This window comes from Methylobacterium brachythecii (assembly GCF_014196345.1).
GTDB lineage: Bacteria > Pseudomonadota > Alphaproteobacteria > Rhizobiales > Beijerinckiaceae > Methylobacterium > Methylobacterium brachythecii.
Map to the genome: position 1 here is coordinate 285,215 of NZ_JACIDN010000007.1, position 16,184 is coordinate 301,398.

Genomic DNA, 16,184 nt, shown 5'->3' on the forward strand with positions numbered 1-16,184 from the left:
TCACCTCGCAGTTCGCACCAGGTTGCCGAAGCGATTGGCGAGAAACAGGATGTCCTCTTCCTCCGGCGCCTTCTGCTCCAGGCTCCCCTTCGCCTCGTCAAAGTACCATGTCGTGTATTTCGGCGGGCTCGCGGCCGCGACGGGCTTGGCGCGCAGCACGATCTCGCTTCCCTGGACGGCCCTGATCACATCGCTGTCGAGCAGCGGCCGGTGAGCAACGGCCTGGATCACCGACGGACGAGTGGCAACAGCGCTCGGCGAGAGCGTGTCGGCCATCGCGGACGACAGCGACGGAAGCGTAACGCCCGCGTCGAAGGACCAGATCGGCCCCTTGTTGTAGCCAAGGAAGCTCAAGCCGCCGCCGCCCGAGATCTGATCGGGTCCCGTCGATTGCGATGCGCCGAACAGTTGCCCCCGGATTCCGTACGGTGAAAGCCCGTACAGGCCAGGGTACCCGAGCTGTGCGTAGGGCAAGCCGTATCCTTGCGCCCACGACTGATACGTCGGCGCGCCATAGGACGAGAGATACGAGAGGAAGTTGGCGGTTGTGTACTTTCCGGCCACCGGCACGCCGTAGTGGAAAGTGAGCGCCCGGCTCGGGATGCCATTCGTCGTCAGGACCCCGGTGCTGTTCGCATAGGCGCCTGGATCGAAGCTTCCCTGCGACAGGCCGATCACCGTCGGGTTGAGAGCGGTGAGTGCATTCGGACCGACCATCTGGCCCGACGCGTCGAGAGCCGGGACCAAGGTCGCAGTCGCGCCGAAGATGCGGTTATCACCCGCGCCGCCAGTGATGATGTCCTCCCCGGCCTTTACCGAGCCTGCATAGATCCCTGAGGTCGACGCTGGAGCTGCCTGCGCGAAGGGGTAGATGCCATACCCCAGGCCGTAGCCGAGAATGCCCAGGCCATAAGGCTGCGCCAGGAGACCCCTGGCCAACACAGCACCGTATCCGAACGGGTAGTTGCCAGTGTTTGCCAAGTAAGACAGCGCGTAATTCGGCTGAACAAGTCCGGAGTAGCCCAAGAAGTGCGAGTACAACGGCGAGTACATGCCACTCAGCACATTTCCATAAGCGGGATACGGCGAGCTCAAGCCGTAATACGGGTAGCCGTATCCGAGCATGGAGTTCCCGGCGCCTGACAGATACCTCAAGAATGGCGCGTAGAAAGGAGAGTAGATGCCGTTCAGCACGCTACCATAGGCAGGAGTGAGTGCGCCCAATCCATAGAATGGAGCGAACAACTCAGTGTTGTAGAGAGGAGGATAGTAGGCGCCGAAGTACGACGACGCCAATGTATTCCGATACCCGTTCGTCCACGGCAGAGCGGGGGAGCCGAGGCCGGTCGAGCCGTAGTTCAACACGCGCGCGCTCACCTGCGCCCGATCTTCGGCGAGGCTCGCTGCCGTCACGCCGATCGCTTCTGCCGCGTTCGCAGCCGGCTTCTGGATCAGGGCCGTATCCCCGATGAGGGTATCGTTGCCCTCGCCGCCCAAGATCGTGTCGTTCCCGATTTCGAGGCGGTCGCCCCGCGATGCGGCGCTGACGAGCCAGCTGAGAGCGATGTTTCCAAAGTCGGGAGTGAAGTTCGCGGAGACGTTCCCAATCAGCTCGTAGGCCCGGTTCACAGCGCGCCCATAGTGGTTCGCGTCGATTGCGGCTGCATCGGGATGATTGGGATCGAAGGCAGCAAGACCATGCGCGACGCCTGGCTGGAGCATGACAAGCGTGTCGCCGACCACGAGGTCGTTGCCCGCACCCGCATCGATCGTATCGTTGCCGATCGATATGATGTGGTTCGACAACGTCTGGACGGGCAACTCCGGTGACCAGAACAGGCCGTTGGAGAAGCCTAAGCCCTGATCCGGCGCACTCTGTAGAACTGCACTGACCTTCGACCCGGCGAACTGTGCGGTCGCGTTGAGACCGCTCAGCACGCCAGTCATGTCCGAGAGGAAGTCGCCCAGCGCCTGGGCGGCGTCACTCGACAGGCTGCGGAGCGGGCCTTGGCCGCGGACGATGGTGCGCGCGGCATCACCGACGATCAGGTCGTCGCCCTCGCCACCAGTGATGGTGTCGTTGCCGTAGGAGATCGTGGATGGCGAGGCCTTCCCCTGGAGGGCATTCTGCAGATCGACGCCACGGCTCAGGGTTGCAAACACGTTCAACAGGTTCTGCATCGATGCCGAAACGGTATCGATCTGCTGGTTCAGCGTCGCATAGGCGGTCACATCGAGCACGTAGGTCTCGCCGCTATCGCCATAGATCGTGTCGTTGCCTGCGCCTCCGTCGATGGTGTCGTTGCCGGCCAGAACACCGTTGGTGTTGTAGAGGCTCGGCACGAGAGACGCGTAGACCGTCCAGCTGCTGCCGTCGTTGCGCCGGAGAGGGCCGGCGCCAGCGATGTCGTTCGCGACCCCGCTCATCGCCGGGTAGACCTCGATGCGAGGCGTTCCGACGCTGAGAGCCTGGGGCACGAGGTTTGCGGCCGGAACCACCACCTCGCCGCCCATCGGCAGCGTGACCCCGGTATCGGCGGCGGCGCCGATCAGGCGGATCGCATTCACGATCCCAGGCTGATCCGAGAGGCTCTCGGACAGGTTCGAAGCACGGTCGCCGAAGATCAGATCGTCACCAGCGCCGCCGCGGAGCGTATCGTTGCCGCGCTGACCGAAGATCACGTCGTTACCGTCGCCACCTTCGATCAGGTCGTCATCGGCGGCAGCCAGCTGCACTGCGAGCGCCGCCGTCGTCCAGGCGCCGTTTGCGCCCTGCAGGATGCGCGCTCCGGAGGCGTCCTTCGCGCCGACGGCGAGGATGAGGTCTGCGTTCCCGAGCTTGGCAGCGAGATCAGAGGTGTTGTCGGCACTGGCCTGAGCGTCCGTGGCGATGGTCGCGGTAACCCAGCCGATTTCCTCGAGCACCACGTCGCGGTGCCAGGTCCCGTCGCTGTTCAGGACGGCCGATCCGTCGGCATTGTAGGCGCGCACGATGCGGCCCTCGTCGCCGAGCAGGATGTCGTTGGCCGCCCCGCCGTCGATGAAATCACGGCCGAGTCCACCCACGATTTCGTCGGATCCGTCTCCGCCGAACAGCCGGTCGTCGCCGAGCTGGCCGAACAGGCGATCGTCGCCGGCACCGCCATAGATCGTGTCGTTGCCGCCGATGAAGTCGATCAGGTCGAAGCGCAGCACGTCGCGCATCACCGTATCGGCGAAAGGCGCCGGGTTGCGCTGCCAGGCAACGCCCTTGACGTCGTCGACCAGCACATTGCGCGTGATGATGCCGTTGTCGCCCAGGATCACGTCGGCACCGTCACCGCCGTAGATCGTGTCGTTGCCGTCGGCGCCGCCGAGGACGTTGTGGCCGCCGGTGATGTCGTCGTCACCGGCATCGCCGTAGAGCGTGTCGTCGCCCTGCTGACCGTAGATGAAGTCGTCGCCGTCACCGCCGTGGATGACGTCGTTGCCGCCGCCGTCATTGGCGCCGGTGAAGATCGAGACCGCACGCTGGTTCGCCGGGAGCGCGAGATCGTAGAGCATGTGGTCGCCGAACAGGACGTCGTGGCCGGCGCCGCCGAAGATCGTGTCCGCGCCGGTGCCGCCGGCCAAGTAATCGTTGCCGTCGCCGGCATCGATGGTGTCGTCACCGCCCGCGAGCGGATCGGTCGAAGCGGCCCGACGGATCACGGCGCGGCCGCCGACCACGCTGAGGTCGGCATGCGCGTTGTCGCCGAAGATCATGTCTGCACCGGCGCCGGTCAGGATGCGATCCGCACCGATCCCGCCGAAGACCAGGTTGTCGCCGTCGCCGGCATTGATGACGTCGTCGCCGCCGATCGTCGGATCGATGGTCTCGAGCATCGTCAGCACGCCGCCGGTGAAGAGCGCGCGGCCGGCATCGCCGAGGATTGCATCGTCGCCACTGCCGGTGGTGATCGTGTCGCCGCCGAAGCCGCCGAAGACGATGTTGCGGCCGTCGCCCGCGACGATCATGTCGTCGCCGCCAATGGCCGTATCGGTCGAGAGCACCTGTGCGAGGAGACCAGCCGCGTCGAAACCGACGCTGCCGTTGTCGCCAAGGATCACATCGGAGCCCGAACCGGTGGTGATCGTGTCGCCGCCCGCACCGCCGAGCACGACATTGTCGCCGTCGCCGGCCTTGATCACGTCCGCGCCGCCCACCGAGGGGCTCGTCGTGCGCACCAGGATCGGCACGTAGGCCGACAGCGTCACCTCGCCGTTGTCGCCAAGGACGATGTCGTTGCCCGAGCCCGTCGTGATCGTGTCGGCACCGGCGCCCCCGATCACCACCGAGCCGCCGTCACCCACGACGATCGTGTCGTTGCCGCCGATCTCGGGCGCCAGCGAGACGATCGCGGTCGGACGCGCGAGCGAGTCCAGCTCGACCCTGCCGTTATCGCCCAGGACCACCGAGCGGCCTGCGCCTAAGGTCAGCCGGTCTGCGCCCGAGCCGCCCAGCACCACGCTGTTGCCGGCGCCGAGCGTCAGCACGTCGTCGCCCGCGACGTCGAAATCCGTGCTCTCGACATGGACCGGGCTGCCGTTGACCAGGGTCACCAGGCCGGCATCGCCGAGCACCACGCTGTCACCGTCCCCGGCCGTCAGCGTGTCGTTGCCGGCACCGCCGATCACCAGGCGGATGCCGTTGCCGAGCTCGATCGTGTCCGCATCGCCGATCTTGGCATCCAGGCTGCGCGCCTGGGTCAGCACGCCGGCCGCGAAGTCCAGCTGGCCGCTGTCGCCCAGAACGACCTTGGCACCGTTACCGGCCTTGATCTTGTCGGCACCGAAGCCGCCCACGATCACGTCGTATCCATCGCCGGTCGAGATGACGTCGTTGCCGCCGATCGCGGTGTCGGTCGAGAGCACCTGCGCCAGCAGGCCAGCCTCGTCGAAGCTGACGCTGCCGTGGTCGCCGAGCATTACGTCCGAACCCGAGCCCGTCGTGATCGTATCGCCACCCGCACCGCCGAGCACGACATTGTTGCCGTCGCCGAGGTTCAGCGTGTCGGCACTGCCGATCGTCGAATCGGTGGTCTGGACGATGATGCGTTTGCCGTCCTTCCGGAAGGTGGCGAAGCCGTTGTCGCCGATGACGAGATCGGCGCCCTTGCCAGCCGTGATCGTGTCGCTGCCGAAGCCGCCGATGATGACGTTGTCGCCATCGGCCGCATTGATGAGGTCGTCACCGCCGCGGTCCGGGTAAAGCGTGGCGATCCGGGTCAGGTGGCCGTCGGTGAAGGTTGCCTCGCCGAAGTCGCCGACGATCACATTTGAGCCGGAGCCCGTGGTGATGTCGTCCGAGCCGGCGCCGCCGAAGACAATGTTGTCGCCATCGCCGGCCTTGATCACGTCGCGCGCGCCAAGGCGTTCGTCGGTCGTGTAGATGCTGCTGAGCAGGCCGTTCTCGTACCGAACGAGGCCGAAATCGCCGAGGATCACGTCGGCACCGTTCCCGGTGGCGATGTCGTCCGAACCCACACCGCCGATGACGATGTTGTCGCCATCGCCGGCCTTGATCACGTCGCGGGCACCATCGCTGGTATCCGTCGACGCGAACTCGGCGCGGATGCCTTGCTCGAACAAGGCGTAGCCATCGTCGCCCAGGATCACCGACGAGCCCTCGCCGGTGGTGATCGTATCGGAGCCGGTGCCGCCAATGACGATGTTGTCGCCGCCGCCCGCATCGATCTCGTCGCCGCCGCCCATGCCCGGATCGAGGCTCTCGGCGCGCTTCACGCGGCCGAGGGCATCGAAGCTCACGCGGCCGTTGTCACCGAACACGATGTCGGCGTCGCTGTCGTTCTTGCCGGCATCGATCGAGTCCGAACCGACGCCGCCGATCACGATGTCGGCGCCCGCGCCGGTCTTGATGATGTCGCGCGCACCGCCGTTACGGTCGCTCTGGACAAGGGAGATGACGCCGAGCTCGTAGGCGATGAGACCGTTATCGCCGAGGACGATGTCGGCACCCTTGCCGGTGGTGATCGTGTCGCTGCCAGAGCCGCCGATGACGATGTTGTCGCCGTCACCCGCATCGATCACGTCGTTGCCGGCATTGGTGGTGTCGGTCGACTCGAACTGGACGCGCACGCCCTTGTCGAACAACGCGTAGCCGTTGTCGCCGATGATGACGTCGTTGCCGCCGCGCGCCGTGATCGTTTCGGAGCCGGTACCGCCGACGACGATGTTGTCACCGCCGCCGACCTCGATGATGTCGTCGCCGCCGAAGCCCGGGTCGAGGCTCTCGGCGCGCTTCACGCGGCCGAGGGCATCGAAGGTGATGTGACCGTTATCGCCGAAGACGATGTCGGCATCGGTGTCGTCCTTGCCCGCGTCGATGGTGTCTGCGCCGAGGCCGCCGATCACGATGTCGGCGCCCGCGCCGGTCTTGATCGTATCCCCTGCACCACCGGTCCGGTCGCTGATCACCTCCAGACGGATTCCGCCTGAGAAAGTGATCGAACCGTTGTCGCCGAGCACGATGTCGTTGCCGGCACCCGTGGTGATGTCGTCGGAACCCGCGCCGCCGAAGACGATGTTGTCGCCGCCACCCGCGAGGATGATGTCGTCGCCGCCCAGCGTCGGGTCGACGGTCTCCGCATACTGAACGCGGCCGAGCACGTCGAACAGGACGTGGCCGTCGTCACCGAACACGATGTCGGCGTCGGCGTCGTCCTTGCCCGCGTCGATGAAGTCCGCGCCGAGACCGCCGAAGACGAGGTCCGCACCGACACCCGTGACGATGGTGTCACGACCGCCGCCGCCGGCGCGCTCGCTGAGCGCCTCGGAGCGGATGCCGTTGACGAAGTCAACCGCACCGTTGTCGCCGAACACGATGTCGGCGCCGGAGCCCGTGGTGATGGTGTCGTTGCCCGAGCCGCCGAGCACGACGTTGTCGCCGTCACCCGCGCGGATCGTGTCGTCGCCGGCAACGCTGTCGTTCTTCGTCGAGACCCGAACGAGCTTGCCGTTCTCGAACGTGGCGTAGCCGTCGTCGCCGACGATCACGTCCTTGCCGGAACCGGTGGTAATGTCGTCGCCACCGACACCGCCGAACACGACGTTGTCGCCCTCGCCTGCATCGATCAGGTCGGCCGCGCCGAAGGTCGATTCCAGCGTCTCGATGGAGACGAGCACGCCGTTCTCGAAGACGGCGCTGCCGTTGTCGCCGATGATGACGTCGGCGCCGCTGCCGGTGGTGATCGTGTCGCTGCCGACACCGCCGATGACGACGCTGCCGCCGTTACCGAGGATGATCACGTCGCCGGCACCGGAGGTCGCGGCAGTGGTCGCTGCCTGCAGCACGCGGCCGAGGCTGTCGAAGGTGGCCTTGCCGTTGTCGCCGAGCACGACGCTGCGGCCGTTCCCAGCGGTGATCGTGTCGCTGCCGGAGCCACCGAGGATGACGCTGTTGCCGTCTCCCACGGTGATCTCGTCGGCGCCGCCGACGTTGTCGTAGAGCGTCTCGACCAGGATCGGCAGGCCAGCCGCCGTGAAGGTGGCATGACCGGCATCGCCGATGATCACGTCGGCACCGTCGCCGGCCTTGATCACGTCGCCACCGGCGCCGCCGATGACGGTGTTGCGACCTGCGCCGAGCGTGATCGTATCCTTGTCACCGATCTCCGGGCTGGTGCTCGTGATCTCGACGAGCGCACCGGCCACGAAATCGGCCTGGCCGCTGTCGCCGAGCACGACGTTGTTGCCGTTGCCGGCGCTGATGGTGTCGCGGCCGAAGCCACCGATGATGATGTTGTCGCCGTCGCCGACGGAGACGGTGTCGTTGCCGCCGATCTTCTCGTCGATCGAGACCGCCTGCAGGATCAGGCCGTTCTCGTCGAAGGTGACGATGCCGTTGTCGCCGAGGATCACCGCGCCACGGTCGCCGCCGATGATCGTGTCGCCGCCTGCGCCGCCGAGCACGACGTTCGTGCCGCTGCCGAAGGTGATCTTGTCCGCTCCGCCGATCGCGGTTGCCGTGGTGGCGATGCGCGCGAGCAGACTGGTCGTTGTGTTGCCGCTCACGGTGACGGTGAAGTCGGCTTCGCCGTTGTCACCGAGGATGACGTGGTTGCCCGCGCCGGTTTCGATCGTATCGGAGCCTGCGCCACCGATGATCGTGTCGTTGCCGTCGGCGGCGATGATGATGTCGTCGCCGCCTATGTCCGGCGTGACCGACTCGACGCGCTGGGCGCGACCGTTCCGGAATGTGGCTTTGCCGCTATCACCCAGGATGACGTGGTTGCCGGCACCGACCGTGATCCGGTCCGCACCTCCGCCGCCGATGATGGTGACGTCGCCGTCTTTGGCCTTGATGGTGTCGTTGCCGCCGATATCCGTGGCGATCGAGATGATCGTCGCGATCACGCCGTCGACGAAGGTCGCGGAACCGCTGTCGCCGAGCACGACCTGCGTGCCCGCGCCGAGGGTGATCGTGTCGTCACCCGCACCGCCGATCGCCGTCACGTTGCCGTCGGCGGCAGTGATGGTGTCGTTGCCGCCGACACCCGGATCGATGCTGTCGATCGAGACGAGCTCGCCCGCGCTGAAGACGGCCTTGCCGCTGTCGCCCAAAATGACGTGATTACCCTTCCCAACCGTGATCGTGTCCGCTCCGGCGCCGCCGATGATGGTGGTGTTGCCGTCAGCCGCGACGATGGTGTCGTTGCCGCCGATGTCGGTCGCGGTCGACGTGATGGTCGCGAGCTTACCGTCGACGTAGGTCGCAGAGCCGCTATCGCCGAGCACGACCTGCGTTCCGGCGCCGAGCGTGATCTTGTCGTCGCCTGCACCACCGATCACCGTCACGTCGCCATCGGCCGCAGTGATGATGTCGTTGCCGCCGACGCCCGCGTCGATGCTCTCGATTGAAACGAGCTTACCGTTGCGGAAGGTGGCCTTGCCGCTATCGCCCAGGATGACGTGATTGCCGGCACCGACCGTGATCTGGTCCGCGCCTGCGCCGCCGATGATGGTGGTGTCGCCGTCCTTGGCCTCGATGATGTCGTTACCGCCGATGCTGGTGGCGACCGAGGTGACGGTCTCAATCAGGCCGTCGACGAACGTGGCCGAGCCGCTGTCGCCGAGAATGGTCTGACGACCCTTGCCGACCTTGATCGTGTCGGAACCGGCGCCACCGAGGATGGTGACGTTGCCGTCGGCTGCAGTGATCGTGTCGTCGCCACCGATGGCGGCTTCGCCATCAGCCGTCTTGATCGCGATCAGCACCGGAACCGGAACCGTCACGTTGTTGAGCGTGACCGAACCGACGACGAAGGCTGCCTCACCGGTATCGCCGAGGATGACGTGGTTGCCCACGCCGACCTTGATCTCGTCGGCGCCGGCGCCACCGATGATCGTGGTATTGCCGTCCGCTGCGGTGATCGTGTCGTTGCCGCCGATGGCTCCGTCGATGCTGCGCAGGCTTGTCAGAATGCCGCCGACGAAGAGGGCTTCGCCGCTGTCGCCGAGGATGACGTGGTTGCCCTTGCCGACCGTGATCTGGTCCGCGCCGTAGCCGCCGATGATGATGTTGTTGCCGTCCGTCGCGGTGATGATGTCGTCGCCGCCGACGCCCGTGTTGGTGGACACCACCCGGCTGATCACCTGCGTGCCTTCGAGCGCGATCTGCGCGACCGACGAGCCATCCTGATAGATCTGACCGTGATCGCCGACGATGACGTTGTCGCCGCCGAGCGCGTTGATCGTATCCTTCCCGTTCGCACGCGCCTCGCCGATGCCGGGATCGGCGATCGTCAGGATGCGGCGCACGTCGTCGAGGTTGAAGCGCGAGTCTCCGAGAATGATGTCCGCGCCGGGGCCGCCCCAGATCGTGTCGTTGCCGCTGCCGCCCGCGATGATGTTGCGGCCCTGGCCACCCCAGATGGTGTCGTTGCCAGCACCGCCGTCGATGATCACGAGGCCGGTCGCACCTCTGGCGTCGATGGTGTCGTCGAGACTGATAACCTTGCCGTCGGGTCCGATCGTGCCTTCGTCGCCGAAGGCGTAGCCACGGCCGGTCGGCTTCGTCGGTGTCGAGTCGTAGCGGCTGTTGTCTGCCGTGGTGTCGCCGAACAGGGCGAGAATGCCCTCGGATCCGGTGACTGTGATGCGGTCGGCGCCGCCGCCGCCATGGATCGCCGTGATCGTCTTCGTATCCGTGCCCGTGACGAACACGGTGTCGTTTCCGGAGCCGAGCAACAGCTCGACAGAGCTCATGCCGCGATAAGTGGCGCCGCCCAGGAATGTGCCCTTGGTGCTCACGACGTCGTTCATCGACATGCCGAAATCGTCGACATGGCTGAAGCCGGTTGCCGCGTCGTAGCTGAACGTACCGGAAACCCCGGCGGTCGTGGTGTCGTTGTAGAACGTCACCTTGTCGAAGTCCGGCTTACCGCTGTTGGCGATCGTTCGATCGACGGTCGGGTTTTTCTCGCCCGGCAGCACGACGGCCGGGGTCAGCGAGCGGTTCGCGGTACCGACGCCGCCCTCGAGCACCAGCGGCCCTTGGATCCGGCTGAGATCGTGCGGCTGACGCGAGAAGGTCTTGATGTCGGAGGTGGCGTTCGACGCGTTCGGATTGCGCTTGACGATCACGTGAACCGCCTGGTCCCAGTTCGTCGCGTCGAACGTCACGGTGGCGGGGTTGTTGCCCGAGGCCGCCGTGAAGCGGGGGTCGCTGCTCGATTGGATGGTCAGGCCGTCATTGGCGAGCGCGATCGTCACCGGCGCGGTCGGCGCGGTGCTCAGGACGAGGTCGTATGAGGAATTCTGGGTCGGGGTCACTGCGACGCCGCCGGCAGCCGGCGTCACCACCACGCCGGCCGTGTTGCCGTCCGTGACCTGCACGCGCACGATCTGCTTGGCGACGAGCGACGACTTGAAGAAGCCTTCGGCGCCAGTGCCGTCGACGCTGCTCGTCACGACATGCGTGATCTCGGCGACGTAACGGTTCTCGGCGACGCCGTCGGCCGGAGAGGACACCACCACGGTCTGAGCCACATTCCAATTCGCGGCGGTGAAGACGAGGTAAGGCAGGCCCGAGACCGCATCCCGCGGCAGCGCGTTGCCCGAGGCATTGGCGAAGGCGAGCTGTGCGAGCTGCGCGGCGGGCACGTCGAGGGTGACGCGGACCGTCTCGTTCGCCAGCGGGGCGTTGTTGAGGACGACCGTATAGCTGTCCTTGTTCTGGTCCTTCAGCGGCACGCCGCTGGCGGCCTCGATCACGGCGGTGCCGCCGCCACTCTCGGTGATGATCAGGCCCGGCTTGTCGTTGTCGATCACCTTGACGAGCGCGGTACGGACGTAGGTGCCGTTCACATCGGAATTGGTGCTGAGCACCGAGTGGCCGATCGCCACGTTCTGGTCGCCCTCCAGCACCGTGTCCGACTTGGCACGGACGTAGACGGTCTGCGCAGGGCTCCACTTGTAGCCGCCGTTGCCGTCGGAGACGGCAGTGAAGGTCAGTGTGATGATGTCCGCGTAGGTGCCGTTGTCTTTCGAGAGCTCGATCGTGCCTGCGGTGCCGAGCTTGCCGTCGGCGTCCGGAAGGCCACGCATCTGCGACGAGGCTTGGGCGGCCGAGACCGTGATCACCGCCTTGTCGATCGCCGTCAGCGGCTTTGCACTCGACGGCAGCGGGGGCTCGATCGTGTAGCTGCCAACGCGGCTGCCTTCCGCGTTGACTGTCGTGATGACGGAATCCTCGCGCAGCGTGATCCCGCCGCCGTCGCTGACGGCGCCCGCATCGGCAGCCGAGACCGAGGCATTGACGCCCTGGACGAACAGGCCGTCGAAGCGCTTGTCCAGGCTGGTGACGGAGTGGTTGATGACCGCCGAGTTACCCTTGGCATCGCGCGCCACGACCTCGCCGCTCACGTCGCCCGCGATGTTGAAGGTATCGCTGCCGAGGCCGCCGATCAGGGTGGTGACCACGCCGGCCGGCGTGGACAGCACGTAGAACGTGTCGTTGCCTTCCAAGCCGTCGACCTCGACCGCCTGAATGTTGGTGAAGCGGATCGACAGGCCGGCGCCATAGATGCCGTCGCTGGTGATGACGAACACGTCGTCGAACTCGGTGCCGAGGGCGACAATGGTGTTGAATCCGGAGCCGCCGTCGATGTCGAGCGGCGCGTTGATGTTGTACTCGATCCGGTCGTTACCCGTGCCGGCGTTGATCTTGATCTTGTTTTCTTGGGCGGTCGCGAAGGCGCGCACGATGAAGGTGTCGTCGCCGTCCTCGCCTTCGAGGCGCAGATCCGCCTTGTTCGAGTAGATCTGGAACGTGTCATCACCAGTGCCGCCGTAGATCACGGTCGGGATCGAGATACCGCGCGACAGGTATCCGCCGAAGGACAGCTTGGTGGTCTCGAACACATCCTCCGCCAGCAGGCCGTTGGCCACATCGCGGGGCGTCGCGAAGACCTGACCGACCTGGAAGAAGTCCTTGCCGGCGCCGCCGTCGATGGTCATCAGCGCGGCGTTGTCGTCCATGTAGAAGCGATCGTCGCCGTCACCGCCTTCGACGATGACGCGGCCGTTCATGGACATGTCGTAGTTGATGCGTTCGACTTTGCTGTCGGCCGGGTCGGTCCCGTCAGCGTCCGGATGCACGAGTGCGACGAAGTTCTTCCGCATCAGGAACGTGTCGTCGGCGGTCGTGCCGGTGATCGTCAGCGTGTCGACGCCGTTATCTGGCCGGCCGGAATCCGTGACGTTGATCCGGTAGGTCGAGTTTCCGTTGACCTGGAGCCGGATCGTGTCCGTGTCCTCGCCACCGTCGATGTCGAGCGTGTCGGTGCGAGCCGAGCTGTTCTGAGGCGTCGGCTCCGCGCCACTTTTTGTCAGGAGATTCGGCAGGCGGTCGACGTTGATCGTGTCCGCGCCATCCTCACCGTAGATCTTCGTGTTGCCCGCGATCGCGACGGGCACCAGGTCGAGGAGGTCGTCACCCGCCCCGAGGCGGATCGTCGTGGTCGACGCGCGGAGGGTACCGCGCAGGGCGAAGCGGTCGCGCCCGGCACCGCTGGTCAGGGCGATCGTCGAGGTCGCGACGGCCGTGCCGAGAAGCGTCAGGGCGTTGTTGCCATCGCCGAGATCGAACCCGATCGTATTCGCCGTGATCGTCGCGGTCTTGATGGCCGTGTCGCCGACCAGGGCCGCGTCGACGATCGTGTCGTCTCCGGTACCGGTGGTCAGAGTGAAGCCGTTCGTCGCGCTCAGATTGCCGGCGAGCGCGACGCGATTCTTGCCGTTCCCGAGCGCGAGCGTGATCGTCGCAGCCTGCAGATCGACGGAATCCGTCACGATCCCACCGAAGAAGCGATGATCGGTCAGCATGTCGTCGCCGGAGCCGGCCGTCAGCGAGAAGGTGTTTCCGATCCGGTACTTGCCCACGAGCGTCGCCGTGTTGGCGCCGTCGCCGAGGTTGATCGTCATCGTCGTCGCTTCGACGTCGGCTTTCGACACGACGCCGCCCGTCACGCGCAGGTCGGTCAGCGTATCGCTGCCGCTGGCACCGGTGATCGAGAAGGTATCGGTGATCCGGTATACCCCGGTCAGCGTGACGTCGTTCTGGCCGCCGCCCGCATACACCGCCATCGAAGCCGCATCGTAGCTGCCCTGCAGGTCGATGACGTCGCGGTCCGCGCCCGTGGTGATCGTGAGCGCGCCCCGGACCTTGTAGTCGCCGGTCAGGGTGAGCGTGTTTGCCCCGTCGCCCAGGTTCAACGAGAGCGAACCCGCCGTCACGTCGGCTCGGCTGGTCGTACCGCTGGACGTCCGTGTGTCGGTGACGGTGTCGAGGCCCGAGCCGCCGGTGATCGAGAACGCGTCGGCGATCTTGTAGAGGCCGGTATAGGTGACGTCGTTGCGGCCGTCGCCCGCGTTCACAGTCATGGAGCCAGCTGTGTAGCTGCCCTGGAGATCGACGATGTCGCGGCCGGTGCCCGTGCGGATCGACAGCGCGCCGTTCGGATCGCTGCCCTTCGTGGTGTCGTAGCTGCCCGAGAGCGTGATGGTGTTGTCGCCATCGCCCAGATCGATCGTCAGCGAGTCCGCCGTCACATTGGCGGGGCTATCGTTGTTGCGGGAGTCGGTCAGGGTGTCGACGCCGGAGCCGCCGGTAATCTTGAAGGCGTTTGCGACCGCGTAGGTGCCGGTCAGCGTCAGGTCATTCAAGCCTCCGCCCGCGCCCAGATCCATCGAGCGGGCGGTGTAGCTGCCGCGGAGGTCGAAGTGGTCGGCATCCTTGCCGCCCTTGAGCGTCACCGCGTTGTCGACGCCGTAGGTGCCGGCGAGCTTCAGCGTGTTCTCGCCGTCCGCCAGATCGATGCCGAGCGAGGAGAGCGTGTAGCTGCCGCCGAGGTTGGCGGCGTTCTTGCCTGCGCCGCCCGTGATGGTCAGCGCGCCAGTGGCGTAGCTGCCCGCGAGCATAAAGGTGGTGTCTCCCGCGCCACCCGTGATGGTGGTCGCTCCGCTTCGCGTGAGCGTGCCTTCGCTGATCCCGGCAACGGTGAGGTTGCCCCCCGCGTCGCGCGTGGCCGTGATCGTCCGGTCGCCGGTCTTGAAGGTACCGTCGAGCGCGATGTTGCCGCCCTTGGTGCTGCCCAGGATCGTGATCGAGGCACCGACGAAGTTGCCCTGGAGGGTGATGTCGGCCGCAGCATCGTTCGAGGAGAGCTGCTTGTCCTTGTCCCAATCGGCCCGCAGCGTGATTGCGCCGTTGGCCTTCACCGTCGCGCCCGCCTCGACCGTGAGGTAGTCGCCGGCGTTCAGGGTAACCGTGCTGCCCGTCGAGAAGATCGTCGTGCCGCTTTTTACGACGACATCGTCCTGGGTGCTCTTGATGTTGGGATCGCGCGGGATCGGCTGACCGTTGGCGTCCTTGCCTTCGCCAGACTCGATCAGGATCGCGCCTTCCGCGATCATGTCGTTGGCGATCTCGACCGGGCTCGATGTGCGGATGTTGATCGCCTTGCCGGCCTGGACGCCGAACTTCGCGGCAGCGACGACGCCGCCGACGCGTAGTCCGCCGACGTTCCAGAGGTAGAAGTCCTGATCGGCCTTGCCCTCGATGCCGCCGAAGCCGTCGGCATCCGAGCTCTGCATCTTGGCGACGATGCGCTTGTCGGCCGTGCCGACGCTGCCGCCGGCCGCGATGAGGTAGGCCTTGCCGGAGGTGAGGTTGGTATCGGTGTTGAAGGGGTCGAGCGTGTCGTACTTCGCGGCCCCGTTGAGGATGCTGCCCGCAACGGTGCTGATGAAGGCGATGTGGCTCACATCCGTGCCAACCGTGGCCAGGCGCAGGTCGCCCGACTGCTCGATCACATAGATGTTGCCCGCGCCACCCTTCAGGGTGACGGTGCCGTCCATGGTGTTGCCGACGTTGCTGTCGATCTCGAGCTCGTTGCCCGAGGCGCCGATCCCGGCGCTGGCTTCGAGTTGGACGGAGTGGCCGCTGATGTTGGTGTTGCCGCGGCCGGAAGCGGGCGTGGAATCGATGTCGCGCGGGTTGGTCAGATCACCCGCGTCGAGGATCGAGGCCATGGCGTCGACGGCGCGCAGAACGACGTTGCCCTGCGTGGTGATCGCGATCACCCGCATGTCGCCGGTGGTCGCGGTCAGGACGATGTCGCCCACGGCGCTTGCGCGGATGCCGCCATTCGTCTGATCGGTGAGCTTCACTTCGAGGGCGTCGGCCTTGGTGCCGATCGAGCCGCCCGCCTTGAGATAGATGTTGTGGGCGCTGATCTTCGTCGTGTCCGTATGGACGCCGTCGAGGATGCTGCCCTTGGCCACGAAGAACGCGTCGCCGTTCTGCGAGTAGGCAGATTCCAGGTTCAGGTCGCCATTCGGCGCGGTGACGTAGAGGCTCCCGGCCGAGCGCACTGCGAGCGCGCCGGTCAGGTCCACGGTAACGGACTTGGTCGCGGTGCCGACGGTGCCGGTTCCGCCCTCGAGCACGGTGTCGCCGCCGACAACGGAAGCGGCGCCATCGCTGCGGCCGTTGAAGATGCCGCTATCAGTCTTGAGGCGGATCTCCTTGCCGTCCGTAGACTTGATGAGACCGATCGTCGCCGGGCCGGGCGTGGTGACGTAGATCTGCCCGGCGGCCGTCACATCGAGTGTGCCGCTGCTCTGCAGAACCATCGCCTTGC

At 66.1% G+C, this 16,184-nt stretch carries 1 protein-coding gene (cut by a window edge); it reads right to left on the minus strand.

Annotation, left to right across the window (positions count from 1 at the left end):
* On the minus strand, positions 1 to 16,184 hold the final stretch of the coding sequence (locus tag GGR33_RS19425; RefSeq protein WP_183508278.1) for an LEPR-XLL domain-containing protein. 24,685 nt of this gene lie beyond the right edge of the window; the window shows 16,184 of its 40,869 coding nt (coding positions 24,686-40,869); its start codon lies beyond the right edge, outside the window; its stop codon occupies positions 1 to 3.